Raw genomic sequence first — 26,792 nt, forward strand, 5'->3', positions numbered from 1 at the left:
GCGTCAGCCGACCGTCTCCCCGCGGGTGATCAGCCCCTCCCGATAGGCGATGGCCACCGCCTCCGTACGGCTCGCCGCGTCCAGCTTGGCGAGGATGTTGGAGACGTGGACGCTCGCCGTCTTGCCCGTGATGTACAGCTCGTCGCCGATCTGCCGGTTGCTGCGGCCGAGGGCGAGCAGACGCAGGACCTCCTGCTCGCGGGCGGTCAGCGGGGAGGAGCCGTCGGCGGCGGCCTCAGCCAGGCGGCCGCGGCGGATCATGGCATCCGCCCGCTCCAGCAGCGGCGTCGCACCGAGCCGGGCCGCCGTCTCCCGGGCGGCCCGGACCTCGGCGGCCGCGGCCTCCCGGTCGTCCGTCGCCAGCAGGGCCTCGGCGTGGCGCAGCCTGCACCGGGCCCGCTCGTAGTCGTCGCCGTAGTCGAACGCGGCCACCGCCTTCGCCCACGCCCCCGCGTCCGGCCCGGTGACGGCCCGCGCCCACTCCGCCTCCGCGCGGGCCAGCCACGCCATGCCCTCCGGGCCCTGCGGTGTGCCGACCTCGCCGCGAACGGCCGTCGTCCGCGCCTGCTCGACCAGTTCGGTCGCGGTGTCCGCCCAGCGGCGGGCGCCCGCCTCGTCACCTGCCAGGCGCAGTGCGGCGGCCCGGTCGGCGGCCGCCGACAGCGAGAGGGCGGCGAGCCGGACCGTGACATCGGGGGGCCTGCCCACGTCGTCCGTGAGAGCAGCGACGGTGGTCCGCATCCGCTCCACCGCCTCCTCCGCGTCACCGCGCAGCGCGGCGGCGTCGGTCAGCGCGATGCCCGCGACGAGGGTGCCCATCCAGTCGAACGGCCCGTCCAGCAGCGCACGGGCCCGCTCGACGGCACCCAGGTCGCCGCGGGCGAGGGCGACGTAAAGCGCCGGACCGGCCGTGAAGCCGCCCGTCGCGGGCAGTACTTCGGCGTCGGCCGCGGCGACGCTCAGGCACTCGTCCCAGCGGCCCAGCGTGTACAGCACCAGCAGCCGCAGATACCGCATCTCCAGCGGATACGGCGACGACAGCAACCCCGCACGCCGGGCCCGGTCGAGGCCCTCCGTCAGCCAGGGCAGGCACTCGTCCAGCTCACCGGACTCGAAGCAGCCGACGGCGAGGTTGAACAGGGCCCGCATCTCCACCGGCGCGTTCCCGGAGGCCCGCGCCAACTCCCGGGCCGCACGCAGCCGTTCCCGCCCCTGCGGGGTGCGCCGGCCGCCGCCCTCCAGCGCGGCCAGCGAGATCAGCAGGTCCGCCTGGGCGTCCGTCACCCGCAGTTCCTCGGCGGTGCGCAGGGCCTCGTGGGCGATCCGCAGCGCGGTCTCGTCCTCGCCGACCTGGCGTGCGGCCAGGACATGCGTGGCCGCCGCCCACACCCAGGTCCGCGACGGAGGCTCCGCCGGGATCAGGGCGAGCGCCTCACTGCTGTAGGCGTAGGCCGCCGTCAGGCTGTCCACGCCGAGCAGGTTGCCGGCGAGCGTGTAGCGGACCCGGGCTGCGAGTTCGGCGTCGGTGTCCTGGCCGACGCCCGCGAGCGCGGAGCGGGTCAGGGAGACCGCCCGGTGCGACTCGCCGGCGTGGGCGGCCGCGGCCGACGCGCGCAGCGTGAGCGTCACGCGGTCGTTGCCCTCGCCCGAGGGCCGTGCCGCCGGCTCCACCGACGACCACAGATCGAGGGCGGTCTCCAGATGCCGTAGTTCCTCGGCCGGCGCGCCGACCCGGTGCGCGTGGGAGGCGGCCTCCAGCGAGGCTGCCAGGGCCTCGGCGAGATCGTGGCTCTCCCGGTAGTGGTGGGCGCGCTCCGCCGCCGTCTCGTCCGGGCGGCCGCGTCCCGTGAGCAGCCGGGCGAACGCGCCGTGCAGCCGGGCCCGTTCACCGGGCAGCAGGTCGGCGTACACCGCCTCGCGGGCGAGCGCGTGCCGGAACGCGTAGGTGTCGCCGACGCCCGGCACCAGCAACTGCCGCCCCACGGCCTCGCGCAGCGCCGACTCCAGCTCCTCCTCCGGAATTCCCACGGCACCCCGCAGCAGCTCGTGCTCGACGCGGCGCCCGGCGACCGCGGCCGTACGCAGCACCTGCTGGGCGGTGTCGGAGAGCTGCTCGAACCGGATGAGGAGGACGTCGGCCAGCCCGCTGGGCACCCCACCGGCCTCGGTGTCCGTGGCGGCGACCAGCTCCTCGGCGTAGAAGGCGTTGCCCTCGGCCCGCTCCACGATCCGCCGCACCGTCGTGTCGGGGAGCGGCTGTTCCTGCACGGCACGCACCAGCCGTGCCACCTCGGCGTCGCCCATGGGCCGCAGCTCCAGCCGCTCGACCGCGGGCAGCCGCACCAGCTCGGCCAGCAGCGGCCGCAGCGGATGGCGCCGATGCAGGTCGTCCGCGCGATAGGACGCGAAGACGGCCAGCCGGTGCCCGGGCGCCCCACCGGCCGTCCGCTGGAGGATGCCCCGGCTCAGCAGGAACCGCAGCAGATCCCGCGACGACTGGTCGGCCCAGTGCAGATCCTCCAGCAAGAGCAGCACCGGCGCGATGTCCGAGAGATCGGCCAGCAGCCCGGCGATGCCCTCGAACAACCGCAGCCGGTCGCTCACGGCGTCCGTGCCGCCGCCCAGCAATCGGCCCACGACCGGATGCGCTTCGAGGGCACCCGCGAACCGCTCGTCACCTGCGAGCACCCCGAGGACCTCGGTGAACGGCAGATACGGCAGCCCGACATCACCCAGGTCGACACAGTGCCCGGTCAGCACGATCATCCCGCCCGCGGCGGCTCGTCCCGAGACTTCATCGAGCACCCGCGTCTTGCCTACCCCCGCGTCCCCGGCGACCAGCACGGCCCGGGCCTCTCCGCCCCGGGCACGCTCCAGCACCCCGGAGAGCCGGGCGAATTCGTCGTCCCTGCCGATGAGCGGGGTACTGAAGGAGGCTTGCGACACGAAAACATCCTGCCACTTGCCGCCGACAGAACCCGTGGCCTTTCAGGGGCGCGGGGAACTGCGCGATCAACCCCCACGGACCCGCGGCTGCCATCAAGCCGAAGGCCCCGAGCTGTCAGGCGCGCAACGTCTTCGCCCAGTCCGCCGGCACCCGCCCCGCCGGCCCCGGCGTCGGCTGGTCCGCCGGATGGCTCGCCGGGGGAGCCAGATCGGGCCCCGACTCGAACATCTCGTTGGTGTCGTAGTTCCAGTACCAGTCCTCGCCCGGCTCGAAGCTCTGCACCAACGGGTGCCCGGTGTCCCGGAAATGCGCCGTCGCGTGCTTGGCGGGGGAACTGTCGCAGCAGCCCACGTGCCCGCACTGCGCACACCGTCGCAGGTGGAACCACCATCCGCCGGCCTCGTCGCACTCCGTACAGCCGCCGCCGCTCGGGGGCACGCTGGGATCGATGCCGTTTGCGCTGGTCATGAAGCCTCCTCGGACGTGAACGGCAGAAGCACCTGGAAACGTGTGTCGCCCGGCTCGGACTCGACCTGGATCGTGCCGTGGTGCTTGTTGGTCACGATCCGCCAGGAGATGTCCAGGCCGAGCCCGGTGCCCTCGCCCACGGGCTTGGTCGTGAAGAAGGGATCGAAGATCCGCCCCCGGTTCTCCGCCGGGATGCCGACCCCGGTGTCGCGGAACTCGACCAGCAGCCGGTCGTGGTCCGACGCCGTGCGCACGGTCAGCGTCCCTTCGCCGCCCACACTCTTGATCGCCGCGACCGCGTTGTCGATCAGGTTCGTCCAGACCTGGTTGAGCTCCGCCGGGTAGGCCGGAATCTTCGGCAGCGTGCGGTCGTAGTCCTTGACGACGTCGATCCGCTGCCCGATCTTGCCCGACAGCATCAGCAGAGTGCTGTCGAGGAGTTCGTGCACATCGGCGTTCTGGAAGGGCGCGCGGTCGAGCTGGGAGTACTGCTTGGCCGCGTCGACGAGATGCGAGATGCGGGTGGTCGAGTCGTTGATCTCGTCCATCAACAGCTCGGTCTCGACGGTGTAGTTGAGCCACCCGATCGCGCTCGGCAGGATGTCCTCGTCCACCGCCGCCGCGACCTGGTCCAGCCAGTCCTCGTCGAGGCCGGCCTGGACGAAGGTGGGCGCGATCCGCCAGCCGTCCTGGATGTCGTGGTCGTCGAGCCAGTCGGTGACCGTGTCCTCGCGGTCGGCGGCCTCCAGCGGACTGAGCGTGGGGGCCTTGGCGACCCGCTCGGCGGTGCGCTCCTGAAGGTCGATGAGGTTCGCCATGACCTCGGGGGAGTACGAGCCCTGCGCGATGATCGCCAGCTTGTGCCGCATCTTTCCGACCCGCTCGCGCAGCGTCGCGGTCGCGCGTACGGCCGCCGCGGCGGGGTTGTTGAGCTCGTGTGTGAGCCCGGCGGACAACGAGCCCAGCGCCAGCAGCCGTTCGCGCTGTCCGATGGCCTGCTGGGTGCTCTTCGAACCGAAGAAGAGGCCCTCCAGCAGATGCACCGCCATCGGGAACCACTCCTGCATGATGTTCGCGAACGTGTCCGCGGGCAGCACGAAGAACCGCGTCGGCTCGGTGACGCGCATGGAGTTGTTGTAGACCTGCCGTACCCGGTCGCCCAGGTACGCCTGCATGGACCCGGCGTACACCCCGCGCTGGGACGTCCGGGTCACCTCCACGTCGTCCCCGGCGACCCGCCGGTACAGCACGACCGTGCCCTCGATCATCACGTAGAAGCAGGTGGCAGGGTCGCCCTCGGTGTACACCGGGCCGGGCTCGTACTGCTCCACCCGGCCCTCGCTGCACAGCCGGCCGAGCTGCTCGGGGGTCAGCTTCTCGAACAGGAACAGCGAGCCGATCTCCGCGGGCTCGCACGGGATCAGCGGCCCGCTCATGACTGCTCCAGATAACGGTGGACGAGCATCACGGCCATGGCTCCCTCTCCGACGGCGGACGCGACACGCTTGGCGGACTCCGAGCGTGCGTCGCCCGCCACGAACACGCCGGGCACATTGGTCTCCAGGTGGTAGGGCGGCCGGTCCAGCTCCCAGCCCGACGGCGGCCGCCCGTCGGCGGTGAGGTCGGGCCCCGCCAGGATGAATCCACGCTCGTCCCGCAGCACCGTCTCGTCCAGCCAGTCGGTCAGCGGGGCCGCGCCGATGAACACGAACATCCACTGGGCGTCGACGCTCTCGGTCAGCCCGCTGTCCATGTCGCGCAGCGTGAGCTGCTCCAGGTGGCCGGAGCCCTGCGCGGACTCGACGACCGTCCGGGGGCGCACCGAGATGTTCGGCGACTCCTCGATCTGCTGGACCAGGTAGTGCGACATGGACGCCGACAGCGACGCCCCGCGCACCAGCAGCGTCACGGACTTGGCGCCCCGCGACAGATACATCGCCGCCTGCCCGGCGGAGTTCGCGCCGCCGACGATGTACACGTCCTGGCCCTGGCAGGCGGGAGCCTCCGTGAGCGCCGACCCGTAGTACAGGCCGCGGCCGGTCAGGTCCGCACAGCCCGGCGCCTGCAACTGCCGGTAGGACACCCCGGTCGCCAGGATCACGCTGTGCGCGGCGACCGCCGACCCGTCCGAGAACCGTACGATCCGGGCGGCGCCGCTGACCTCCAGTCCCGTCACCTCGCGAGCGGTGAGGATCTCGGCGCCGAACTTGGCCGCCTGGCGCCGGGCCCGGTCGGTGAGCTGGGCGCCCGACACGCCGTCCGGGAAGCCGAGGTAGTTCTCGATCCGGGAGCTCTGCCCGGCCTGCCCGCCGGTCGCCGACCGCTCCACCAGCACGGTCCGCAGCCCCTCCGACGCCCCGTACACGGCCGCGCCGAGCCCGGCGGGCCCGCCGCCGATGACGACGAGGTCGTAGAAGTCGGCCGTGGGTGTCGTGGCCAGCCCGACCCTGGCCGCCAGCTCGGGTGCCTCGGGCGCCACGAGGGGCGTCCCGTCGGGCGTGACCACCAGCGGCAGCCGCTGCCCGTCCTGCTCGGCCGCGGCCAGCAGCCGCTGCCCCTCCGGCTCGTCGGCGGAGTACCAGCGGTAGGGCACCTGGTTGCGGGCCAGGAACTCCCGCACCTCCGAGGAGCGCGCCGACCAGCGATGCCCGACCACCTTGGTGCTGGGCACGGGCCGGTAGTCGCTGCGCCGCCACGCCTCCAGCAGGTCGTCCAGGACCGGGTACAGCTTCTCCTCCGGCGGGTCCCACGGCTTGAGGAGGTAGTGGTCGAGATCGACGACGTTGATCGCGTCGATCGCCGCGCTGGTGTCCGCGTACGCGGTCAGCAGCACCCGCCGCGCACCCGGGTACACGTCCAGGGCCTGTTCCAGGAACTCGATGCCGTTCATCTGCGGCATGCGGTAGTCGGCCAGGATCACCGCGACGAGGTCTCCGCGCAGCTTCAGCTCGCGCAGCGCCTCCAGCGCGGACTCGCCGGACTCCGCGCGCACGATCCGGTGCGACTCGCCGTAGCGCCGCCGCAGGTCCCGGGCGACCGCCCGGGAGACTCCCGGGTCGTCGTCCACGGTCAGGATGACGGTCCGCGCTGCTTCGGCGGCCTGTGCCATACGTCTCCCACCCCGAGAGTCCGGTGTCAGGGCACGGCGTCCCCATCGTCACCGGCCCGGTCCTGCCCATCGTATGTTCGATCGCCCCGCTCCGCGCGGGTATGCCGGACCCTGCCGGTGTCAGCCTCGGCGCCCGGGGCACCCAGAACCACCGGCGTCCCAAGGCCACGGGATCGTGGTGAAGACTGGGCCGCACGGATGTGACCGTGACACGAGGAGGCAGCCGGAATGACGCGCCCGATCACCGCAGGGGTGGACGGTTCGGAGGAGAGCCTCGCCGGGCTGGCCTGGGCCGCCCGCGAAGCCGTCCGCCGGGGGCTCCCCCTGCGGGTGGTGCACGCCTGGCGGTACCAGCCGCACGACGCGATCGACGCGGGGGAGGACACCCAGGCCCAGTGGGTGCGCGACGGGCTGGCCGAGACGGCTCGTGATGTCACCGGACGGCATCCGGGCCTGGATGTGACCACCGACGTCGTCGAGGGCCCGCCCGCCGAGACGCTGATCGCCGCCGCGGGCGAGGCCGAGATGCTGGTGCTGGGTTCGCGCGGCCACGGCCGGGTCGTCGGGTTCCTGCTCGGCTCCGTCGGACAGCAGGTGGTCGCCGGAGCCGCACGGCCCGTCGTGCGCGTACGGGCCGGGGACGAGCCGTCCGGCGAGGCCGCCGGGCGCGAGATCGTCGTGGGTCAGCAGGGCGACCCCGAGGACAGCGCCGCCGCGCTGGGGTTCGCCTTCGAGACGGCGGCTGCGCGCGGCGCCACCGTGCGCGCCGTACGGGCCTGGACCCTGCCGCCGCTGTTCGCCTACAGCCCGGCCTCCCTGAAGCTGCTCGACGAGGCCGGGGGACTGGAGCCGTACGAGAAGCAGGCCCTGGGCGAGGCGCTGCGGCCGTGGCGGGAGCGCTTCCCCGACGTCCCCGTCGTCGAGCACGTGGAGATGGGAAGCGGCGGGCAGGTGCTGCTGTCGGTCTCGGGGCGGGCCCAGCTCATGGTCGTGGGGCGCCGCGCGCACCGTACGGCGGTCGGCGCCCGGATCGGCTCGGTGGCCCACGGCATGCTGCACCTCGCGGAGTGCCCGGTGGCCGTGGTCCCGCACGACTGAGTCGGTCGTGCGTCAGTCGGACATCGTCGGCCGCAGCGTCTCCCGCGCCGTGGGCAGGATGTTCGTGATGTAGTCCGCCACCACCGCGTCCAGGCCGATGTCGTGCTGCGCCTGCTCGGACAGGTACCAGCGGTGTTCGAGCAGTTCGTGGTAGATCTCGGCCGGGTCCATGGAGCCGCGCAGTTCCAGCGGCACGGCCCGCACGGTGGGCCGGAAGACGTCCCGCACCCAGCGGTGCGCGAGTACTTCCGGGCGGGCGCCGAGGGGGTCACCCGGGTCGTAGTCGTCCTGGGTGGCCATCCAGCTCTCCAGGTCGTTCAGCAGCCGCCGGGCCTGGTTCTCCTCGGTGTCCAGGCCCGTCAGGCGCAGGAGCTGACGCTGGTGGTGGCCGGCGTCGACGACCTTGGGCACGAAGGTGACCGTGTCGCCGTTCGCGGCGTGATCGATCTGCATCTCGGCCACGTCGAAACCGAGCTCGTTCAGCCGGCGTATCCGGCGCTCTATGTAGTGGTACTTGCCGGCCGGATAGACGGAGGTGCGGGTCAGCTCCTGCCACAGGCCCTGGTAGCGGGCGCAGATCTCGGTGCCGAACTCGATCGGGTCGACGGAGGGGTGCAGCGCCCCCGACGCCTCCAGGTCCAGCAGCTCCCCGCTGATGTTGACCCGGGCGAGGTCCAGGTCGTAGTCGCGCTGGCCCGCGCTGAGCTGCGGATGCAGATCGCCGGTCTCGGCATCCACCAGGTACGCGGCGTAGGCGCCCGCGTCGCGCCGGAACAGCGTGTTGGACAGCGAGCAGTCGCCCCACGCGAACCCGGCGAGATGCAGGCGGACCAGCAGCACGGCCAGCGCGTCCATCAGCCGGTGCATGGTCGCCGGGCGCATCGTCGTCTCGAACATCGAGCGGTACGGCTGCGAGCCGCGCAGATGCCGGGTGACCAGCACCGACTCCAGCGGGGAGCCGGCGGTGTCGGTGCGGCCGGTGACCACGGCCAGCGGGTCGACCGCGGGGATGCCGAGCCGGTCCAGGTCGCGCAGCAGCTCGTACTCGCGCAGGGCCGGCCGCTCGGCGAGCTCCTTGACGGCGATCACCTCGTCGCCGGCCCGGGCGTAGCGCACGATGTGCCGGGAGATACCGCGCGGCAGCGGGACCAGGACCTCCTCCGGCCACTCCTCCAGCGGCAGTTGCCAGGGCAGTTCCAGCAGAAGGGCGGGGTGCTCCGGATTCGTCGCGCTGATCTGGAGTGCCATGAGCCGTTCGTCCTCGCCTCGCGGTGATCGTCAGCTCACCCTAGACGGCGCGCTCCCGAGCCTGAAGAGCAGCTTCCTGCACCGAGCCCCGGTGCAACGGCCCGTGCCCGGGCACCAGCACATCGCCCTTGAGCCCTTCGAACACGGCCAGCGAGGCCACGGCCCGGGCCCGCTCGTGGTGGAACATGTCCGGCAGGAGCTGGGGTCCCTTGATCCGGGAGGTGGGGTGCCCGCTCACCAGTGCGTCGCCCGCGATCACCACACCGGCGTCCGGGAGGTGGTAGGCGCAGTGGCCGTCGGTGTGGCCGGGCGTGTGCACCGGGACGGGGCGGCCGGGCAGGTCCAGCGGGCCCGCGGACGGGAACGCCTCGGGGGAGGTCACCGGGACGTGCGTGGTGCCGCCGGAGCGGATCGCGTGGATCGCCCAGGGCAGCACACCCGGCCGCCAGCCGTTGCGCAGGACCGTCCCGACGCTCACCTGCTGCAGGAACTCCCGGCGGGCGTGCGGCACTTCCGCCTCGTGGAGGTACACCGGCGTGCCGTACGTGGTGCGCAGGTACTCGGCGTTGCCCAGATGGTCGGTGTGCGCATGCGTGATCAGTACGGCCTTGACCGCCTCCGGTGAACTGCCGACCTCGGTGAGCGAGGCGAGCAGCTTGGCCCGGTCGCCGGGGTACCCGGTGTCGATCAGCGTGACCGCGTCCCCCTCGGTCAGGATGACCCAGTTGGTGTTGCTGCCGTGTACCAGATAGGTGCCGTCCGAGACTTGCCGCACATCTGCCCGCATGATCGTCCCGCCTGGTGAGGTCCGTGCCCGACGGACACAGCAAAGCAGATCAACGGGCCGGTGTGACCGGCGGGTCCGGAGGCTGGACGGGAAGGACAGCCACCGGATCGGAACGCATCCCGAACAGCAACCGCGTCAGCCGCGTCCGGCGCACCACGCCCTCGTACAGCGCGAGGATCACCGCCAGGGAACCGGCCACGATCGCGGCGTACTCGACCACGATCGGTGCCGGCCAGCCCACCACGCCGTAGGCGAGGGCGACCACGACCGGCTGGTGCAGCACGTAGACGGGCAGGGTCGCGATCCCGAGGTACACCATCGTGCGCGAGGGCGGTCGGACCTCGCGCGGCCGGTCCAGCAGGCCGAGGATCGCCACCACCCAGCACCAGCCCGCCGCCCCGAACAGCGCCCGTGTCACCAGCGCGAGCGGGCTCCACTCGGTGAACGGGTCGTCCAGCGAGACGAACCCGGGCGCCGTCCCCGCGAACAGGGCGAGCCCGGCCACACCCACCGGCACGGCGAGCCGACGCAGTGCGGCACGGACCCGGTCGTCGTCGGCGAGGGCGTACCCGAAGAGGAAGAACACCAGGTAGGCCCAGCGGTTCCAGCCCGCGAAGCCCTCCTCCATGCCGAGGAACGCGTTGATCGCGGCGAGCGGCAAGCCGGGCAGCAGGAGCAGCGCCGGGCGCCGCTCGACCGCCTGACCCACCCGCTGCGCCCACGCGGCCAGCGGCGCCGCGACCGGAGCCAGCAGCAGGCTGAAGGTCAGCAGCAGTACGACGAACCACAGATGGCCCGTCTCGAAGTACTCCCCGTCGAGCACGAAGGGGAAGTCGGCCCCGTCCGGACGGACGGTGAGGAAGCGGGGCCAGAAACGCCAGTACGACTCGTCGTAGCCCGGGTCGGCCGCCCGCAGCCGCAGCCACTGGGGGAGCGGGCACAGCACGAGCGTCGCGAGGACCAGCGGAACGCCCAGGCGCAGCAGGCGTTCCCGGGTGAAGGGGCCCGCGCCGCGCCGGCGGATCGAGTGCCGGGAGCCGAGCCCGGCGACGAGGAACAGCATGGGCATCGCCCACACGACCCCGAATCCGACGAACACCGTGATGGCTTCGCTCGTCTGCGCGTTCTTGACGTAGAAGTCGTCGTCCGGCGAGAAGACGAGGGCCGAGTGGAAGAAGACCAGGCCGACGACGACGAACACCCGCAGCGTGTCGAGCTCGGTGCGCCGGGGAGCGGTGGCCGGGGCCTGCGTCTGCGCGCTCATCCGGTCAGTGTGGGGGCCCGGCGGGGCCGCGCCCAGAGGAAGGGCTGCCTCCGGCACCGTCCGCCGGAGGCAGCCCCCGCGTGCACCCGAAGCGGCCGCCTCTCCGCCTCAGTGCACGCCGTGCGGGCGGAACTGCACACTGATCCGCGGTCCCGTGGCGCGGGTGGTCTTCGGTACCGAGTGCTCCCAGGTCCGCTGGCAGGAGCCGCCCATCACGATGAGGTCGCCGTGCCCGAGCGGACGCCGTACCGTCTCGCCGCCGCCGCGCATCGGACGCAGCAGCAGATCCCGGGGCGCGCCCACCGACAGGATCGCGACCATGGTGTCCTCTCGTGCGCCCCGCCCGATGCGGTCCCCGTGCCAGGCCACACTGTCCCGGCCGTCCCGGTAGTAGCAGAGCCCCGCGGTGGTGAACGGCTCGCCCAGCTCCTCGGCGTAGTGCGCGCACAGGGCGTCACGCGCCTCGACGAGGACCGGGTGTGGCAGTGCGTCGTCGACTCCGTAGAAGGCGAGCAGCCGCGGGACGTCGACCACGTGGTCGTACATCGTGCGCCGCTCGGCACGCCACGGCACCTCGGACGCCAGCCGTTCGAACAGCCCGTCCGCCCCGCTGAGCCAGCCGGGCAGGACGTCGATCCAGGCGCCATGGGCGAGCCGCGTACGGCGGATCCCGTCGAGGGAGCCGAGCCGCAGCTCGTCGGTCTGGTCGAACAGGGACCCCTGGAGGTGCGTGGCCATGCCACCAGCGTACCCCTAAATCGAAAATCTGTTCCCTTTGGGTGGCCGGTGAGGCGTGTCGTGGGCCGCGTTTGTGACGAGCTCTTTGGATACACAGATGTATCGGATACATTCACGTATCGAATGGAGGTCCGGCCATGACGGTGGAGGAAACGACCCGGCGCGTCACCAAGCGCCGCGTCCGCACGCGGGCCAATCTCCTGGACGCCGCGTTCGCCGTGTTCGCGGCCAAGGGGTTCGGGCGGGTCTCCATCGAGGAGGTCTGCGAGGCCGCCGGATACAGCAGGGGCGCGTTCTACTCCAACTTCGACAGCCTGGACGAGCTGTTCTTCGCCCTCTACCAGGAGCGCGCGGACCTGATCGCCGACCAGGTGGCCGGGGCGCTCGCCCTCGACGGGCCCGGCCTGGACGTGCCCGCCGCCGTGGACCGGGTGACCGAGGTGCTGCTCCTGGACCGCGACTGGCTGCTGGTGAAGACCGACTTCCTGGTGTACGCCGCGCGTGACCCCGCCGTCGCGCAGACCCTGCTGGAACACCGCGCCCGACTGCGCGGCGCCATCGCCGACCGGCTCGCCCGCGCGAGAGGCCACACCGCGCTGCCCGCCGTGCTCGGCGACATCGAGGGCGCCGCCCACGCCGTGGTCGCCGCGTACGACGGCGTCACCACCCAACTGCTCCTGGACAGCGACGTCGAGCACGCCCGCGTCTGGCTGGGGCAACTGCTCACCGCGCTGCTCACCGACGGCAGCGGCGACACCACGGCATAGCCGGAGCCGAAGGGCTCGACCACCGGACGGTCACCAGCGAGCGGCTCCACCATCGAACAGCGCCACCACCGGGTACCGAACAGCGCCACCACCATGTGAGGAAGGGACGGTCGCCATGGATGCCGACGTCATCGTCGTCGGAGCGGGACTCGCGGGCCTGGTCGCCGCGAGCGAACTGACCAGCCGGGGCCGCAGGGTCGCACTGGTCGACCAGGAGAACGCCGCCAACCTCGGCGGGCAGGCGTTCTGGTCCTTCGGCGGACTGTTCCTCGTGGACTCCCCGGAGCAGCGGCGCCTCGGCATCAAGGACTCCCTCGACCTGGCGTGGAACGACTGGCAGGGCAGCGCCGGGTTCGACCGGATCGACGACGAGGACTCCTGGGCGGTTCGCTGGGCGCGCGCGTACGTCGAGTTCGCGGCCGGCGAGAAGCGGGCCTGGCTCGAGACACACGGCATCAAGTTCCTGCCCACGGTCGGCTGGGCCGAGCGCGGTGACCTGCGCGCCGACGGCCACGGCAACTCCGTGCCCCGGTTCCACATCGCCTGGGGCACCGGCACGGGCGTCGTGGAGCCCTTCGTGCGGTACGCCAAGCAGGCCGCACGCGACGGACTGCTCACCTTCTACCACCGGCACCAGGTCGACGAGTTGGTCATCGAGGACGGCGCGGCGCGCGGTGTGCGCGGGACGGTGCTCGCCGAGGACAACTCGCCCCGCGGCGTCGCCTCCAGCCGCGACCGCGTCGGCGACTTCGAGCTCACCGCCCGGGCCGTCGTCGTCACGACCGGCGGCATCGGCGCCAACCACGACATAGTCCGCCGCTACTGGCCCGAACGGCTCGGTACCCCGCCCGCCGAGATGGTCACCGGCGTCCCCGCCTACGTCGACGGGCGCATGCTCGACATCAGCGCGCAGGCGGGCGTACGGCTGGTCAACCGCGACCGCATGTGGCACTACACCGAGGGCCTGCAGAACTGGGACCCGATCTGGCCCGGCCACGGCATCCGCATCCTGCCCGGCCCGTCGTCCATGTGGTTCGACGCCCTCGGCCGCCGGCTGCCCGACCCGTGCCTGCCCGGCTACGACACCCTCGGCACCCTCAAGCACCTGCGCACCGACGCCGACATCGCCGGCTACGACCACTCCTGGTTCATCCTCTCCCAGAAGATCATCGAGAAGGAGTTCGCGCTGTCGGGCTCCGAGCAGAACCCCGACATCACCGCCAAGGACCGCGCCGGATTCCTGAAGGAGCGGGTGCTCGGCAAGGGCGCCCCGGGACCGGTGGCGGCCTTCCTGCGCAACGGCGCCGACTTCGTGACCGCCCCCAACCTGGAGCAACTGGTCGAGAAGATGAACCAGTTGACGGACAAGGCACTCCTCGACGCGGAGACCGTCCGGCGTCAGATCGAGGCCCGCGACCTCCAGATCGCCAACCCGTACAGCAAGGACTCCCAGGTCCAGGGCATCCGCAACGCCCGGCGCTACATCGGCGACCGCCTCGGCCGCGTCGCCACCCCGCACCGCATCCTCGACCCCGCGGCCGGTCCCCTGATCGGCGTCAAGCTGCACATCCTGACTCGCAAGACCCTCGGCGGCATCCAGACCGACCTCGACTCCCGCGCGCTCGGCGCCGACGGAACGCCGATCGACGGCCTGTACGCGGCCGGCGAGGTCGCCGGTTTCGGCGGCGGCGGCGTCCACGGCTACAACGCGCTCGAGGGCACCTTCCTCGGCGGCTGCCTCTTCTCGGGCCGGACGGCGGGCCGGGCGGCGGCGCGGCAGACGGCCTGACGGTGTCCTACGGCCCGTCTCCTCACGTTTCGAGGAGGCGGGCCAGCACGGTGGCGTGGCTCTGCTCCGGTGTTTTCGACGCGGTCAGCAGCGTCACATCACCGTTGCCCGCCAACTCCCGCACGTGATCGAGGAGTTCGACCGCCTCGGGGGCGTCGAGCTCCGCCTCGTACCGGCCGGCGAACTCCTCGTACGACCCCTCGCCCGCGTGATACCAGCGCCGCAGTTCGGTGGAGGGCGTGAGCCCCTTGGGCCACTCGTCCACGCGGGCCGCGTCCTTCGACAGGCCTCGCGGCCACAGCCGGTCGACCAGGACGCGCACGCCGTCCTCGGGCTCGGGTGCCTCGTAGACGCGACGGATGCGGACGCTCATGACCGGGCCTCCCTCGGGAGCGAGCTTCACGGGTGCCGGCCGACGGGTGCGCGAGGCGAGCCGTCGGACCTGACGGGTTCCTCACAAGTGTCGGTCAAGGTCGACGCATGATCACGCACAAGCCCCGTGTCGCACTGCTGGCCGCCTCCCTGCTGCTCACAGGCTGCGGCGGCGGTGCCGTGGCGACACCGGACCACGAGCCCGCCGCCACCAGGCCCACGACCGCCACGCCGCTGCCCGAAGTCGCCCTGGAGGTCGCTCCGCAGCAACTGCCCGGACTGGGCCCCAAGACCTGGGACAAGGTGCCCGCCGAGGCCCGGCAGGCGGTCGTCGTGACCGGTGACGGCCGCAACTCCGCGGAGTCGACCGTCGTCCTGTACGAGCGCAGCGACATCGGCTGGGAGGCGGGCGCCCGATGGCCCGCGCACAACGCCCGGCGCGGCTGGACCGATGACCACCGCGCCGGCGACCTGCGCTCACCCGTCGGGGTCTTCACCCTCACCGACGCCGGGGGTCTGCTCCCCGACCCCGGGACCAGGCTGCCGTACGACCACGGCGTCGGCTTCACCGCCACCGGCACCGGATTCGAGGGGGAGCCACTCGCCGGCTCCTTCGACTACGTCATCGCCATCAACTACAACCGCGAGCCGGGCACCACGCCCCTGGACTGGACCCGCCCGCTCGGCGCCGAACGCGGCGGCGGCATATGGCTCCACGTGGACCACGGCGGGCCCACGCACGGCTGCGTCAGCATCGCCCGCGAGCACATGCGGCAGTTGCTCCGGGCGCTGCTCCCCGACCGGCACCCCGTCGTCGTCATGGGCGACGCCGCGGCGCTGGCCCGCTGAGATCACCCACCACCGCTTAGGATCCGCCAGGTGTGCGCACATGTGCTGGTAGCCGAGGACGACGAGATGCAGGCCGAACTCATACGCCGCTCCCTGCTGTCGGAGGGCCACACCGCGACGGTGGTCCACGACGGGTCGGCCGCCCTGGACGCCGCCCGGCGGCTCGGGCCCGACCTCGTGGTGCTGGACCTGATGCTGCCGGTGATCGACGGCTTCGGGGTGTGCCGGGTACTGCGGCGGAACCCCGAAAACCCAGACATCCCGGTGCTGATGCTGACGGCCCGGTCGGCGGAGGACGACGTCCTGCTCGGCCTCGAACTCGGCGCGGACGACTACCTGACCAAGCCGTACAGCCCACGCGAGCTCATGGCCCGCATCCGCACGGTGCTGCGCCGCAGCGGGCGCGCCGCCGGCCGGCGGGAGGACCCCGTCGTACGGGCCGCCGGCATCGCCGTCGACCCCGTGCGGCACGAGGTGCGGTGCGACGGGGCGGCGGTGGAGTGCACACCGGCCGAGTTCGAGATCCTGCTGGCCATGGTCGCCGAACCCGAACGGGTCTTCTCCCGGCGGCAGTTGCTGGAGTGCACCCGGGGCACCGACCGGGCGTCCACCGAGCGGGCCGTCGACGTCCACATCATGAACCTGCGCAGGAAGATCGAGGCCGACCCGCGCAACCCCGTACGGCTGCTGACCGTGTTCGGCGTCGGCTACAAGCTCAGCGGCGGCCGCGGATGACCCGGCGCATACCGCTGCGCAAGCGGCTGCTGGTCCGGCTGCTGATCGCCTCGGTGCTGATCGCCGTGTGCTCGGTGGCGGCGACGGCCTGGCTCGCGGTGGAGACCACCACCCGGGCGCTGCGGGAGGAACAGGGGCAGGTCCTCGCCGAGGACATGGACGTCCTCGCCCGGCTCAGCGGGTACGCCGCGACCCACCCCGACTGGCGGGGCGTCGAGAAGACGGTTCGCGAGCTGTCCGCCCGCACCGGCCGCCGTATCGCCCTCACCACCACGGACCGCACGGCCATCGCCGACTCGGCCCCGGCCGGCACTTCGCTGCCGCCGCGCGCCGCCGCCACCGTCGACCCGCTGCACATCGACACCTACACGGAACGCGGAGCGCAGCGCGCCGGTGTCGACCCCCGGGTCGTGGGCCCGTACCGGGTGACCGGCGAGGAGCGGGCCAAGCTGGAGAAGCTCGCCGACACACGGCAGCGGTGCTTCGCCCGCAACGGCTACGAGGCCACCGTCGTCCAGACGCCCAGCGGCCGGCCGGTCATCACCGACCACGACGGGCCCGTCGCGAGCGGGGTCGTGCCCGACGAGTGCGCCGACGGCCTGCTCAACACCCCGACACCGACCGAGAGCAAGGCGCTGTCCGACCTGTCCGAGCGGGCCCGGAAGTGCCTCGAGCGGCGCGGACTGAACCCCGGTTCGCAGCCGTTCGTCACGGTCGACGTGACCGAGAAGCGGCTCGGCACCCGCTATCGACTGGGGAAGACCACGGGGACCGACGACAGTACGGCCATGCGGGACGCGGACCGCTGCGTCGACGAGGCACGCCTCGCCCAACTCGATCCCTACGTCGCCCCCGTGGCCGAACTGTTCCTGGGCGGCGGCGACACCACCGCCGTCCGCTTCGACATGTCCCCGGCGAACAAGGCCAAGGTCGTCGGCGCTGCCGGACTCGTACTGGCGGTCACCGTGGCCGTGACCGCCGTGGTCGCCACCCGGCTCGTCCGGCCGCTGCGGGCGCTGACCGAGGCCGCGCAACAGCCGCCCGAACTGCACGCGCGGGTGCCCGTCACCACCCGCGACGAGACCGGGATCCTCGCCGCGGCCTTCAACGAACTCGCCGAGCGCCGCGAGCGGCTGGAGGTCCAGCGCAAGGCGATGGTCAGCGACGTCGCCCATGAGCTGCGCACCCCGCTCACCAACATCCGGGGCTGGCTGGAAGTCACCCGTGACGGCCTCGTCGACCCGGACCCCGCCCTGCTCACCTCCCTGCACGAGGAGGCCCTCGTCCTCCAGCGCGTCATCGACGACCTCCAGGACCTCGCCGCCGCCGACGCCGGCACACTGCGCCTGCACCGCGAGCCCGTCCGCGCCGACGAACTCCTCGACCAGGTCGCCGCCGCCCACCGCGTCGCCGCCGACACGGCCGGCGTCACCTTGCGCACCACGGCGCACGGCACCCCCTGGCTGGACGCCGACCCCGTCCGCATGCGCCAGGCCCTGGGCAACCTCGTCTCCAACGCCCTGCGCCACACACCGGCCGGCGGCACCGTCACACTCTCCGCCCGGCGCGACGGCGACGACGTCGTCCTCGACGTCACCGACACCGGGACCGGCATCGCCGCGGAGGATCTGCCGTACGTCTTCGACCGGTTCTGGCGCGCCGAGAAGTCCCGCAGCCGGCGTACCGGAGGCAGCGGGCTCGGTCTGCCGATCGTCCGGCACCTGGTCGGCGCGCACGGGGGCAGGGCCGAGGCGGAGAGCGAGCCCGGCGCCGGATCCGTGTTCAGCCTGCGGCTGCCGGCGGCGGCCCCGCCCGCGTGAGGGCGGCAGCCGCCGACCGTGCCGACGGGTCCGTCATCCGGCCCGTTGCCGCAGCGCCCGTCGCTCCGCCTCGCTCGTGCCGCCCCATATCCCGATGAACTGATCCATGTCGAGCGCCCAGCGCAGACACTGGTCCCGGACCGAGCAGCGCCGGCAGACGGCCTTCGCCTGCTCCGTCTGCAACACGGTCGGACCGGACGTGCCGATCGGGTAGAAGAGGTCGGGGTCCTCATGGCGGCAGGCGGCGTGGTCTCGCCAGTCGTCCATCAATAGTCACCTGCGATCGTCGAACGTGCCCTCGGTGGATGCATTACTCGTTTTCGAGTCGCCTGTCGATGCGCAAGTGAAACCCCGTTGGAACCCGGCGGATCCAGTCACTGTTCGCGCATGCCCCACGGGGAGCCGTACTCGGTCAGCAGATCCAGGAAGGGGCGGGCCGGGAAAGCCTCCGGGCCGAGCACACCGGCGCCCGACCAGGCGCCGCCGGCGAGGAGTTCGAGCGCGACGACCGGGTTGACGGCCGTCTGCCACACCACGGCCTGAGAGCCGTACTCCTTCATGGACCACTGGTTGTCGACCACGTGGTACAGGTACACCTCGCGCGCCCTGCCGTCCTTGACGCCCCGTACCCAGGTGCCCGCGCAGGTCTTGCCGTGCATGCGCTCGCCCAGCGTCGCCGGGTCCGGCAGACACGCGGCGACGACGTCCCGGGGGGAGACCCGCACCGGCCCGTCGGCGCTCGGCACGGTCACCGGCTCGGTGCGGTCCAGACCCAGCAGGTGCAGCGTCTTGAGCGTGCTGATGAACTCCTCGCCCAGGCCGTACTTGAACGTCACCCGGCGCGCGTCGACCCAGCGCGGCATCAGGAGCACCTCCTCGTGCTCCACGTTCACGCACTCGACCGGGCCGATGCCCTCCGGGAAGTCGAACACCTCGGGCTCACTGAACGGCTCGGTGGTGAACCAGCCGCGGCCCTCCTCGTAGACGACCGGCGGGTTGAGGCACTCCTCGATCGTGGTCCAGATACTGAAGGACGGCGCGAAGTCGTAGCCGTCGACGGTGAGGTTCGCGCCGTCGCGGACACCGATCTCCTCGATCTCGTCGAAGAGCTCGTCGGCGGCGTGCCGGGCGAAGACGTCCGACAGACCGGGCTCCACACCCATCCCGACCAGCGCCAGCGCGCCCGCCTTCTCCCACTCGGCCGCCCGCTCGAACTGGGCGTCGCCCAGCTTGACCCCGCACTCCTCGTACGGCCGCTGCGGATGCGGGTGCGACAGCGACATCGCCATGTCGACATACGTGGCCCCGGCCGTGCGCGCGGCCTGGAACAGCGGCATCACGAAGCGCGGGTCGGTGGCGTTGAGGAGCACATCGCACGCGTGCCGCTCCAGCAGCGCGGTGACCGCAGCCTCGTCGCTCGCGTCCACCCGCTCGGCCCGGAACCGGGCGTCGCCGCCGAGGGCCGCCACAGCCGACTCGGCGCGGCCGAGGTCGTAGTCGGCGACCACCATCGCCTCGAAGAACGGACGGCGGGCCGCGATCCGGGTGATGGCGGTACCCACCCCGCCGGCACCCACGAGCAGAACACGCATGACAAGACTCCCTCGGCTGAAGATCTACGACGTGGTGGGGCCCCGCCCCAGATACAACGCCCGCCGCTCACATAAGGTCAATGGCGTTGGCATAAGGCGCAGAGTTTCGGCGTGAGAGGCACCAGGACGGAGAGCATCGTGCCCAAACCGGTCGTCCCGGAGGAGAAGCGGCGCCGAAGGCGTCCCACGAAAAGCGGCACAGTGCTGTCCGAGCGGCTGATCGTCGAGACGGCACTGCGCATGCTGCGCGAGCACGGCAGCGCCGGTCTGACGGCCCGCCGCCTCGGCCTCGCGCTCGACGCCGACCCGAGCACGCTGTACCGGTACTTCCGCGGCATGGACGACCTGACCCTCGCCATCGGCGACGCGCTGATCGGCCAGGCGCTGGAGGGGTGGACGCCGACGGGGCAGTGGCGCGAGGACCTGCGCGCCGTCGGGCTGCGCATCCACGCCGCCTACGTCGCCCATCCGCAGGCCGCCGCGCTGACCACGAACCGGGTCACGGGGCGGGCCAACGAACTCGCCGCCGACGAGGCCGTGCTGGACATCCTGCGCACGGCCGGGTTCCCGCTGGCGGACACCGTGCGCGTCTACCACGCCTTCATCGACCAGACCCTGGCCTTCGCCGCGCTCGACGCCGCGTCGCTGGCTCTGCCGAGTGACTCGCTGCGTGCCGATGAGGCCATGTGGCGCTCGACGTACGCGCGGTTGCCGAGGGCCACGCATCCTCGGATCGCGGAGGCGGCGCCCTTGCTGGCTCACCGGATGGTGACCAGTGCCTATCCGACGGCTCTGGAGATGCTCTTGGACAGTGCCGCCGCCCAGTTGGAGGCGAAGTAGTGCTCCTCGGGTGGTGCCGCGACCTGTCGTCAAGGGGCTGCGGCGTCGTCGTGGCTGGTCGCGCAGTTCCCCGCGCCCCTTCGGGGCTCTAGCGGCGCAGTGCCTCGGAGGCCGCTGCCGTCACCGCCTCCGTCACCGCGGCCAGTGCCGGTGAGTCCAGCTTCCACTGCTGCCAGTACAGGGGGACGTCGACCGGGTGGTCCGGGGCCAGTTGCACCAGGCGGCCGTCCTCCAGGAGCGGCTCCGCCTGCGCCTCGGGGATCAGGCCCCAGCCCAGTCCGGCGACCACGGACGCGAGGAAGCCCTCCGAGGTGGGGACATGGTGCCGTACGGCACTCGCGCCGGTGCGGGCGTGCAGAAGCCTGCGGACGAACGTGTCCTGGAGATCGTCACTGCGGTCGAAGACCATCACCGGCGCCCGCACGAGCGCGTCCCGCAGCGAACCCCCGAGATGCCGCGCGGCGAACTCCGGGCTCGCCGCGGCCAGGTAGCGCATCCGGCCCAGCGGCCGCACGGAGCACCCGGCCACCGGGTCCGCCGAGGACGTCACCGCGGCCATCACCAGCCCCTCCCGCAGCAGCGTCGCCGTCCGGCTCTCGTCCTCCCGCCGCAGCTCGAAGCAGAGCCGCGGCTCCTGCGGCACACGTGTGAGGACCCCCAGGAACCAGGTCGCCAGCGAGTCGGCGTTGACCGCGATCGACACCCGCGTCGCCTCCCCGGCGCCGCTCAGCCCCAGCTCGGCCCGCGCGTCGCGCTCCAGTCGGGCCAATTGACGGGCGAACCGGACGACGACCTCGCCCGACTCGGTCGGCCGCACCGGCTTCGTGCGCACCAGCAGCACCCGCCCCGTGCGCTGCTCCAGCGCCTTCACCCGCTGGCTCACCGCTGACGGCGTCACATGCAGCGCCGCGGCGGCCGCGTCGAAGGTGCCCTCGTCCACCACCGCGAGCAGCGTCCGCACCTGGTCGAGGGGAAGCTCGGTCAGCTCTGCCTTCACGAGTGCTAATGATACGTAAGAATCTTTAGCTGTACATTAAGAGATCGTCTTCCTAGCGTGAAGGGCATGACAAACGCCTTGACCACCGCGGCCGCCGGATTCGGCACCGGCCTCTCCTTGATCGTCGCCATCGGCGCGCAGAACGCCTTCGTCCTGCGCCAGGGGATCCGCCGCGACGCCGTTCTCGCCGTCGTCGGCATCTGCGCCCTGTCCGACGCACTCCTCATCACCCTGGGCGTGGCCGGCGTCGGCGCGGTGGTCGTGGCATGGCCCGGGGTGCTGACGGCGGTCGCCTGGGTCGGCGGGGCGTTCCTGCTCTGCTACGGCGCGCTCGCCGCACGCCGGGTCTTCAAGCCCGGCGGCGCCCTGCTGACCGACGGCGACGCGGCGGGGTCACGGCGGCGGGCGGTACTGACCTGCCTCGCCATGACCTGGCTCAACCCGCACGTCTACCTCGACACCGTCTTCCTGCTCGGCACGGTCGCCGCCGACCGCGGCCCGCTGCGCTGGACGTTCGGCCTCGGCGCCGCACTCGCCAGCCTGGTCTGGTTCGCCGCACTCGGCTTCGGCGCGCGGCTGCTGAGCCGCCACCTCGCCAAGCCCGTGGCCTGGCGCGTGCTGGACGCACTGGTCGCCGCGACGATGACCGCCCTCGGTGCGAGCCTCATCGCGGGCGCTTGAGAGTGTCCGAAACCTGAGACCGCGCATCCCGCATGCTTGACCACCGGTGCCATAGTGATCCCTGGTTCCCGATAGGTGTAACGAGCAACCAGGATGTCCGTGGACGCGAGCGAGAGCAGTACCGAAGAGCAGCAGGCGGCGGCCCCGCAGACACAGGCCCCCGCCCGGCGCGGTTGGCGCCGCTGGGCGATGGACACCCGCCCGCTGCGCCGCCCGGCCTTCCGCCGGCTGTGGTCCTCGACCATCGTCACGGCCGTCGGCAGCCAGCTCACCGCGGTCGCCGTGCCCAAGCAGATCTACGACATCACCGGCTCCTCGGCGTGGGTCGGCGCCGCGAGCCTCGCCGGGCTCCTGCCGCTGGTGGTGTTCGCGCTGTGGGGCGGCGCCGTCGCCGACAGCATGGACCGCCGCAAGCTGCTCCTCGTCACCAACACCGGGATAGCCGTCACCTCGCTGCTGTTCTGGCTCCAGGCCGTCACCGGCATGGAGTCGGTGGCCGCGCTGATGGTGCTGCTCGCCCTGCAGCAGGCGTTCTGGGGGCTCAACTCCCCGGCCCGCAGCGCCTCCATCGCCCGGCTGGTGCCGGCCGACGAACTGCCCGCGGCCAACGCCCTCGGCTCGACGGTCATGCAGACCGGCCAGGTCATGGGACCGCTGCTGGCCGGCGTGCTCATCCCCATGGTCGGCCTCGCCGAGCTGTATCTCATCGACGCGCTCGCCCTGTGCGTGACGGTGTGGGCGGTGGCCAAACTGCCCGCGCTGCCGCCCCTGAAGGCCGTCGGCGAACGCCGTGCGGGTGTCCGGGAGATCGTGGCGGGCTTCCGCTACATCGCCCTGCACAAGGTGCTGTTGCTGTCCTTCCTGGCCGACATCATCGCGATGGTCTTCGGCATGCCCCGCGCCCTGTTCCCGCAACTGGCCGGCCAGACCTACGGGTCGTACGGCGAAGGGCTCGCCCTCGGCCTGCTGTTCGCGGCGATCCCGATCGGCGCGGTCGCAGGCGGGCTGTTCTCCGGCACCTTCTCCCGGGCCCGCCGGCACGGCTGGATGGTGATCGGCGCGGTCGTCGCCTGGGGCGTGGCCATCACCGCCTTCGGGCTCAGCGGCAGTCTGTGGTTCGCGGTGGTGTTCCTGGCCCTCGCCGGGGTCGCCGACATGGTCTCGATGGTCTTCCGCGGGGCGATCCTGCTGTCCGCCGCCGACGACGAGATGCGCGGCCGGATGCAGGGTGTGTTCACGGTCGTCGTCGCGGGCGGCCCGCGTCTCGCCGACGTCCTGCACGGCACGGCCGGCTCGGCCTTCGGCGCGCGCACCGCCACCGTGGGCGGCGGCGTGCTGGTCGTCGTCCTCATGCTGGGCCTGGCCACCGCGCTGCCGGCCCTGCGGCGCTACCGCGTCTGACGCTCAGAGCGCGCTGCGCCGGTGCTGCCCGTACTGTTCCATCAGCTTGCCCCGGGTCATCTCCAGCCGGTGCGCGAGGATTTCGGCGACGTACCGCACCAGCAACAGCCCGAGCTGTGTGTCCTCCTCGCACAACCGCAGCACCGCCTGCGCCTCGAACTCGTAGGCGCGCACCGGGCTGAAGGCCTCCGCGCCGAAGTCCCACTGGTACGGCGGGAACAGCCAGGACCAGCCGAGCAGATCACCGGCGCCGAGGCTCGCGACGGTGACCCGCTGGAGGGAGGTCACCCGCTGGTCGAGGGAGACGGCGCCCGAGCGGATGACCCAGAAGCGGTCGGCCGTGCCGCCCGCCTCGAAGATCCGGGCGTCCTCCGGGAAGGAGACCTCCCGGGCGAGCGACATCAGGCGCTGGCGCTGAGGCGGCGGAAGGGCGGTCAGCAGTTTGATCGCTTTGGTCATGACACGGGGCTCCTCGCCGAGGACTGAGGTTCCGGTGCTTCCCTGCGTCCATTTCAGCCCGTGCCGCCGTGCTGAGCACCTCGGCGGAGAGCGGTTTCGGCCGGGAACGGCGGGGGGCGGGCCGACGAGGGCATGAAAAAGCCCTGGCTGGACGGGGGAAGCCAGCCAGGGCCGTTCGCGGTGATGTACGGGGGACTGATTCGATCCACCCCGTCACCACGTATGGATGAACCGTAAACCATTTTGGCGGATTCCGCGTAACCGAGACCGGGGTGCGTGACCGGTCTCACTCGGGTCGAGGTTTCAGCCGTGTTCGGAGCGCTTGCCGGGGGTCAGGATCTCGTCCAGCACCATGATCACCGTCTCGAACGCCAGCGTGCGCACGGCCGCGTCGCGAGCCCCTTCGGGGTCCGTCGACCTGAGCTGCTCGCTCCGCATCCGCCAGGAACGCTCCTCCTGCCTGGCACTGGCCCTGGCTCGGTGCATCCGTCGCAGCAGTTCGTCTGAGTCCACGACATCGGTCATGACAACCGCCTACCCGCGAATCGCCCCGATGTGCAGTCCCGCCTCACCCGGTCATCCGTCCGGTGCCTTCACTGGTACGCCCAGGGGGCGGGCGAGGCCCGTCACGCCCTCGTCGAGGCGTTGCAGGTGCCTGAGGACGCGGTCGGTGATCCGGCCGTAGCGTGAGACGCCCGGGGCGGTCGGGCCGAGGAGGGAGGCGATGCTCGGGCCGGTCTCGATCTCGGTGTCGGCATGTTCGTCGCCGACGCGGGCGCTGATCGCCTCCAGGTTGTGCTGGATGCGCGCGGCGGCCCGGCGCAGCCGGGGGTCGGCCGCGATGGAGGGGTGGGTGGGCAGCAGCTCGGCGGTCGCGGCCAGTGAGCGGGCGTGGAACGCGCACGTCTCCAGCAGCGCGACGACATAGCGGGCGGTCTCCCGGCGGGCCCGCAGCGGCGTGACCGGATGGGTGAGCGGCTTGGTGGCGGCCCGCAGGTCGGCCAGCGCCTGGTCGAGGTCACGTGCCTCGTCGAGCAGGTCGACGGGCGGTCCGCCGCTGAGCTGCTCGACGGCGCTGCGGGTGACGTCGCCGAGGCGCTCGAGCACGGTGGCGAGGAGTTCGTTCGTGCGGCGGTCCGTCTGCACCGGCAGCACGAACGCGGCCGCGATCACTCCGCAGGCGGCGCCGAGCGCCGTCTCCTCGATGCGCAGCACCAGCACCGAGAGGCTGTAGGTGTGCAGCAGGGTGTAGAGCAGGCCCAGGGCCGCCGTGACGAAGAACGACACCGCCGTGTACGACAGCGGCGCCGAGTAGAACATCGCGAACACGAACAGCAGGACCAGCGCGAACGCCGTCCAGGTGTTGTGCCCGACGGCGCCGGCCAGCACGATGCCGGCCAGGACGCCGAGGACGGTGCCCAGCAGCCGGCGGTAGCCCTTGACCAGGATCTCGCCCGTGGACGCGGTGTTGAGGAACACGATCCAGCAGGTCAGCACCGCCCAGTACCAGCGGTCGCGGGACAGCAGCTCGCCGCCGACGATGGCCAGCGTCGACCCCACGGCGACCTGCACGGCGGCTCGCGTGGTGGGCCGCCGCAGCCCGGTCGCCTCCTCGGTGGGGGTCTCCTCGTCGGTTTCGAGCGCCGCGTCCTCGGCGTCCAGTTCCTCGCGCGAGCGGGCGGTCGCCGGGCTGTCGTCCGACTCGTCCTGGACCCCGCCGAGCGCGATCCGCAGCCCGAGGACGGCACGGGCGGCCTCGCCGATGGCCCGGAACACGTCCTGCACGGCGGACGACGCGGTCGGCAGGTTCTCCTCGTCGCGGTAGCCGAGGAGCCGGTTGCGCACCTGTGCCACCGAGGTGCCGGCGGCCTGTTCGACCGGGCGCACCACGAGCATGCGCAGCGCCTCCAGATCCCGGCGCAGTGTCTCGGTCGCGTCGTCCCGCACGGGCTGGCGTCCGCCCGACGGGATGGGGGCGCCCGGCAGATGCATGGCGAGCGTGTCCACGCGTTCGGCGCCGCGCGCCCGCAGCAGCGACAGCCCCAGCCGCTCGGCGGCGATCTCGGCGTCCGCGACCCGCCGTTGGACGAGCCCGGCCACCCGCTCGTCGGCGGTCCCCTCCTCCAGCCGGCCCTGGATCAGCAGAGCCGTCTCGTGCAGCCGGGCGGTACGCTCGCGCACATGCTCCAGGGCCCGGTCGGCGTCCTCGGGACCGGCGTCCAGCAGATCGAGCTGGGCGGACAGCAACTGGGCCAGCCGGGCGCGGAAGGCCTCGCGCAGCCGCTCCAGTACTCCCGTCGGCGTCTCCGGTACCAGCAGGAACCGCACCATCGCGCCGCAGCCGAACGCCACGGCGACCGCGCGGAACAGCTCGGGCAGGTCGCCGACGGTGGCACCGACGAACAGGGACACGAAGTAGATCTGGAAGCCGATCAGGCCGAGCGCGGTGCCCCGGTCGCCGAACCGGCGGCCGTAGACGGCACAGAAGATGAGCGCGACGAACACCAGGTCACCGGCCACGACGTGGCTGTGCAGAGCCGCCGCCAACGTCATGGACGCCAGCGCCACCGGCAGGCCCAGCGCGAGCGTGACCGCCTGCTGCCCGCGCTGCTTCTCCCGGATGGCGAAGGTCGAGACCATCGCCGCCAGCGCGCCGGCCACCAGATGGGTCACGTCGGTGCCCAGCAGCGCGAGCACGGCGACCGCGAGGGCGATCGAGCCCGCCGTGCGCAGCCCGGCCGTGAGCCTCAGCAGACCCGGGTCCGAGGCCGCCACCCGGTCCCGCAGCCGCACCCGGGCCGGCCCTCCCGCTGCCCTCACGCCGCCGTACT

24 protein-coding genes are annotated in these 26,792 nt (G+C 72.3%); 9 read left to right on the top strand and 15 right to left on the bottom strand.

Features of this window, described 5'->3' with window-relative positions; translation table 11 throughout:
- Positions 1-3: 3 nt before the first annotated feature.
- From ACZ69Q_RS32725 to ACZ69Q_RS32740, 4 genes are all read right to left on the bottom strand, one after another.
- Complete coding sequence (locus ACZ69Q_RS32725) at positions 4-2,946, bottom strand: helix-turn-helix transcriptional regulator (protein WP_471048858.1); 2,943 nt, start codon at positions 2,944-2,946, stop codon at positions 4-6.
- Positions 2,947-3,061: 115 nt separating this feature from the next.
- A complete protein-coding gene (locus ACZ69Q_RS32730; protein WP_471048859.1) occupies positions 3,062-3,415 on the bottom strand; it encodes a UBP-type zinc finger domain-containing protein in 354 nt (117 codons plus the stop codon).
- Positions 3,412-4,851 (bottom strand): ATP-binding protein, encoded by a 1,440-nt coding sequence (locus tag ACZ69Q_RS32735; RefSeq protein WP_471048862.1) that lies wholly within the window; start codon positions 4,849-4,851, stop codon positions 3,412-3,414. The genes ACZ69Q_RS32730 and ACZ69Q_RS32735 overlap by 4 nt, the downstream gene beginning before the upstream one ends.
- Positions 4,848-6,524, bottom strand: coding sequence for an NAD(P)/FAD-dependent oxidoreductase (locus ACZ69Q_RS32740; RefSeq protein ID WP_471048864.1), 1,677 nt, complete (start codon positions 6,522-6,524; stop codon positions 4,848-4,850). The genes ACZ69Q_RS32735 and ACZ69Q_RS32740 overlap by 4 nt, the downstream gene beginning before the upstream one ends.
- Before the next feature lie 228 nt (positions 6,525-6,752).
- Here ACZ69Q_RS32740 and ACZ69Q_RS32745 point away from each other — a divergent pair, with 228 nt between their 5' ends.
- Positions 6,753-7,622, top strand: coding sequence for a universal stress protein (locus tag ACZ69Q_RS32745; RefSeq protein WP_471048867.1), 870 nt, complete (start codon positions 6,753-6,755; stop codon positions 7,620-7,622).
- Positions 7,623-7,634: 12 nt separating this feature from the next.
- Here ACZ69Q_RS32745 and ACZ69Q_RS32750 read toward each other — a convergent pair whose 3' ends face one another.
- The 4 genes from ACZ69Q_RS32750 to ACZ69Q_RS32765 form a co-directional block, all read right to left on the bottom strand.
- Positions 7,635-8,870 carry a DUF4032 domain-containing protein gene (locus ACZ69Q_RS32750; RefSeq protein WP_471048869.1) on the bottom strand — a complete coding sequence of 412 codons (1,236 nt, stop codon included), beginning with the start codon at positions 8,868-8,870 and terminating at the stop codon, positions 7,635-7,637.
- Positions 8,871-8,910: 40 nt separating this feature from the next.
- Complete coding sequence (locus ACZ69Q_RS32755) at positions 8,911-9,657, bottom strand: MBL fold metallo-hydrolase (protein WP_471048873.1); 747 nt, start codon at positions 9,655-9,657, stop codon at positions 8,911-8,913.
- A gap of 49 nt (positions 9,658-9,706) precedes the next feature.
- Complete coding sequence (locus ACZ69Q_RS32760; RefSeq protein WP_471048875.1) at positions 9,707-10,921, bottom strand: acyltransferase family protein; 1,215 nt, start codon at positions 10,919-10,921, stop codon at positions 9,707-9,709.
- A 108-nt stretch (positions 10,922-11,029) separates the two neighbouring features.
- Positions 11,030-11,659, bottom strand: a complete 630-nt coding sequence (locus tag ACZ69Q_RS32765; protein ID WP_471048877.1) for an alpha-ketoglutarate-dependent dioxygenase AlkB — start codon at positions 11,657-11,659, stop codon at positions 11,030-11,032.
- 137 nt (positions 11,660-11,796) lie between these two features.
- Here ACZ69Q_RS32765 and ACZ69Q_RS32770 point away from each other — a divergent pair, with 137 nt between their 5' ends.
- On the top strand, positions 11,797-12,426 hold the full coding sequence (locus ACZ69Q_RS32770) for a TetR/AcrR family transcriptional regulator (protein ID WP_471048881.1): 630 nt from the start codon (positions 11,797-11,799) through the stop codon (positions 12,424-12,426).
- Positions 12,427-12,541: 115 nt separating this feature from the next.
- Complete coding sequence (locus tag ACZ69Q_RS32775) at positions 12,542-14,215, top strand: FAD-binding dehydrogenase (protein ID WP_471048882.1); 1,674 nt, start codon at positions 12,542-12,544, stop codon at positions 14,213-14,215.
- 22 nt (positions 14,216-14,237) lie between these two features.
- On the opposite strand, the gene ACZ69Q_RS32780 is transcribed toward ACZ69Q_RS32775, so the two are convergent.
- Complete coding sequence (locus tag ACZ69Q_RS32780; RefSeq protein ID WP_471048884.1) at positions 14,238-14,588, bottom strand: DUF488 domain-containing protein; 351 nt, start codon at positions 14,586-14,588, stop codon at positions 14,238-14,240.
- Between the two features lie 107 nt (positions 14,589-14,695).
- On the opposite strand from ACZ69Q_RS32780, the gene ACZ69Q_RS32785 reads away from it, so the two are divergent.
- From ACZ69Q_RS32785 to ACZ69Q_RS32795, 3 genes are read left to right on the top strand one after another with little or no spacing between them, the layout of a single operon-like run.
- Entirely contained in the window at positions 14,696-15,436 is a 741-nt protein-coding gene (locus ACZ69Q_RS32785; RefSeq protein ID WP_471048886.1) for a L,D-transpeptidase family protein, read from the top strand.
- Positions 15,437-15,466: 30 nt separating this feature from the next.
- Entirely contained in the window at positions 15,467-16,171 is a 705-nt protein-coding gene (locus tag ACZ69Q_RS32790) for a response regulator transcription factor (RefSeq protein ID WP_471048889.1), read from the top strand.
- On the top strand, positions 16,168-17,991 hold the full coding sequence (locus ACZ69Q_RS32795) for a sensor histidine kinase (RefSeq protein WP_471048891.1): 1,824 nt from the start codon (positions 16,168-16,170) through the stop codon (positions 17,989-17,991). The genes ACZ69Q_RS32790 and ACZ69Q_RS32795 overlap by 4 nt, the downstream gene beginning before the upstream one ends.
- A 33-nt stretch (positions 17,992-18,024) precedes the next feature.
- Here the strand turns inward: ACZ69Q_RS32795 and ACZ69Q_RS32800 are convergent, their stop codons facing one another.
- Both ACZ69Q_RS32800 and ACZ69Q_RS32805 read right to left on the bottom strand, forming a co-directional pair.
- Positions 18,025-18,258 carry a WhiB family transcriptional regulator gene (locus ACZ69Q_RS32800; RefSeq protein WP_030958358.1) on the bottom strand — a complete coding sequence of 78 codons (234 nt, stop codon included), beginning with the start codon at positions 18,256-18,258 and terminating at the stop codon, positions 18,025-18,027.
- 107 nt (positions 18,259-18,365) lie between these two features.
- Positions 18,366-19,583 carry a saccharopine dehydrogenase family protein gene (locus ACZ69Q_RS32805; protein WP_471048894.1) on the bottom strand — a complete coding sequence of 406 codons (1,218 nt, stop codon included), beginning with the start codon at positions 19,581-19,583 and terminating at the stop codon, positions 18,366-18,368.
- 138 nt (positions 19,584-19,721) lie between these two features.
- On the opposite strand from ACZ69Q_RS32805, the gene ACZ69Q_RS32810 reads away from it, so the two are divergent.
- Positions 19,722-20,423 (top strand): TetR/AcrR family transcriptional regulator, encoded by a 702-nt coding sequence (locus ACZ69Q_RS32810; protein ID WP_471048961.1) that lies wholly within the window; start codon positions 19,722-19,724, stop codon positions 20,421-20,423.
- Between the two features lie 88 nt (positions 20,424-20,511).
- Here the strand turns inward: ACZ69Q_RS32810 and ACZ69Q_RS32815 are convergent, their stop codons facing one another.
- Positions 20,512-21,420: a LysR family transcriptional regulator ArgP gene (locus tag ACZ69Q_RS32815; RefSeq protein WP_471048897.1), complete on the bottom strand. Its 909-nt coding sequence runs from the start codon at positions 21,418-21,420 to the stop codon at positions 20,512-20,514.
- Between the two features lie 66 nt (positions 21,421-21,486).
- Between ACZ69Q_RS32815 and ACZ69Q_RS32820 the strand changes: the two genes are divergently transcribed.
- Together ACZ69Q_RS32820 and ACZ69Q_RS32825 are read left to right on the top strand one after the other, a co-directional pair.
- Positions 21,487-22,101, top strand: a complete 615-nt coding sequence (locus tag ACZ69Q_RS32820; protein WP_471048899.1) for a LysE/ArgO family amino acid transporter — start codon at positions 21,487-21,489, stop codon at positions 22,099-22,101.
- A 99-nt stretch (positions 22,102-22,200) separates the two neighbouring features.
- The gene (locus ACZ69Q_RS32825) at positions 22,201-23,502 is read left to right on the top strand and encodes an MFS transporter (RefSeq protein ID WP_471048964.1); all 1,302 of its coding nucleotides are present in this window, start codon (positions 22,201-22,203) and stop codon (positions 23,500-23,502) included.
- A 3-nt stretch (positions 23,503-23,505) separates the two neighbouring features.
- Here ACZ69Q_RS32825 and ACZ69Q_RS32830 read toward each other — a convergent pair whose 3' ends face one another.
- The 3 genes from ACZ69Q_RS32830 to ACZ69Q_RS32840 form a co-directional block, all read right to left on the bottom strand.
- Entirely contained in the window at positions 23,506-23,961 is a 456-nt protein-coding gene (locus ACZ69Q_RS32830) for a cyclic nucleotide-binding domain-containing protein (RefSeq protein WP_471048902.1), read from the bottom strand.
- A 303-nt stretch (positions 23,962-24,264) separates the two neighbouring features.
- Positions 24,265-24,486, bottom strand: coding sequence for a hypothetical protein (locus ACZ69Q_RS32835; protein WP_471048905.1), 222 nt, complete (start codon positions 24,484-24,486; stop codon positions 24,265-24,267).
- Positions 24,487-24,537: 51 nt separating this feature from the next.
- Positions 24,538-26,781: an FUSC family protein gene (locus ACZ69Q_RS32840; RefSeq protein ID WP_471048907.1), complete on the bottom strand. Its 2,244-nt coding sequence runs from the start codon at positions 26,779-26,781 to the stop codon at positions 24,538-24,540.
- Positions 26,782-26,792 lie beyond the last annotated feature (11 nt).

The organism is Streptomyces sp. NPDC036764 (genome assembly GCF_055609385.1).

Coding starts and splice junctions, on each gene's coding strand:
- ACZ69Q_RS32800 (WP_030958358.1), bottom strand. CDS start 18,258: ATGGACGACTGGCGAGACCACGCCGCCTGCCGCCATGAGGACCCCGAC.
- ACZ69Q_RS32735 (WP_471048862.1), bottom strand. CDS start 4,851: ATGAGCGGGCCGCTGATCCCGTGCGAGCCCGCGGAGATCGGCTCGCTG.
- ACZ69Q_RS32820 (WP_471048899.1), top strand. CDS start 21,487: ATGACAAACGCCTTGACCACCGCGGCCGCCGGATTCGGCACCGGCCTC.
- ACZ69Q_RS32795 (WP_471048891.1), top strand. CDS start 16,168: ATGACCCGGCGCATACCGCTGCGCAAGCGGCTGCTGGTCCGGCTGCTG.
- ACZ69Q_RS32765 (WP_471048877.1), bottom strand. CDS start 11,659: ATGGCCACGCACCTCCAGGGGTCCCTGTTCGACCAGACCGACGAGCTG.
- ACZ69Q_RS32740 (WP_471048864.1), bottom strand. CDS start 6,524: ATGGCACAGGCCGCCGAAGCAGCGCGGACCGTCATCCTGACCGTGGAC.
- ACZ69Q_RS32750 (WP_471048869.1), bottom strand. CDS start 8,870: ATGGCACTCCAGATCAGCGCGACGAATCCGGAGCACCCCGCCCTTCTG.
- ACZ69Q_RS32770 (WP_471048881.1), top strand. CDS start 11,797: ATGACGGTGGAGGAAACGACCCGGCGCGTCACCAAGCGCCGCGTCCGC.
- ACZ69Q_RS32830 (WP_471048902.1), bottom strand. CDS start 23,961: ATGACCAAAGCGATCAAACTGCTGACCGCCCTTCCGCCGCCTCAGCGC.
- ACZ69Q_RS32745 (WP_471048867.1), top strand. CDS start 6,753: ATGACGCGCCCGATCACCGCAGGGGTGGACGGTTCGGAGGAGAGCCTC.
- ACZ69Q_RS32835 (WP_471048905.1), bottom strand. CDS start 24,486: ATGACCGATGTCGTGGACTCAGACGAACTGCTGCGACGGATGCACCGA.
- ACZ69Q_RS32755 (WP_471048873.1), bottom strand. CDS start 9,657: ATGCGGGCAGATGTGCGGCAAGTCTCGGACGGCACCTATCTGGTACAC.
- ACZ69Q_RS32775 (WP_471048882.1), top strand. CDS start 12,542: ATGGATGCCGACGTCATCGTCGTCGGAGCGGGACTCGCGGGCCTGGTC.
- ACZ69Q_RS32760 (WP_471048875.1), bottom strand. CDS start 10,921: ATGAGCGCGCAGACGCAGGCCCCGGCCACCGCTCCCCGGCGCACCGAG.
- ACZ69Q_RS32780 (WP_471048884.1), bottom strand. CDS start 14,588: ATGAGCGTCCGCATCCGTCGCGTCTACGAGGCACCCGAGCCCGAGGAC.
- ACZ69Q_RS32785 (WP_471048886.1), top strand. CDS start 14,696: ATGATCACGCACAAGCCCCGTGTCGCACTGCTGGCCGCCTCCCTGCTG.
- ACZ69Q_RS32730 (WP_471048859.1), bottom strand. CDS start 3,415: ATGACCAGCGCAAACGGCATCGATCCCAGCGTGCCCCCGAGCGGCGGC.
- ACZ69Q_RS32805 (WP_471048894.1), bottom strand. CDS start 19,583: ATGCGTGTTCTGCTCGTGGGTGCCGGCGGGGTGGGTACCGCCATCACC.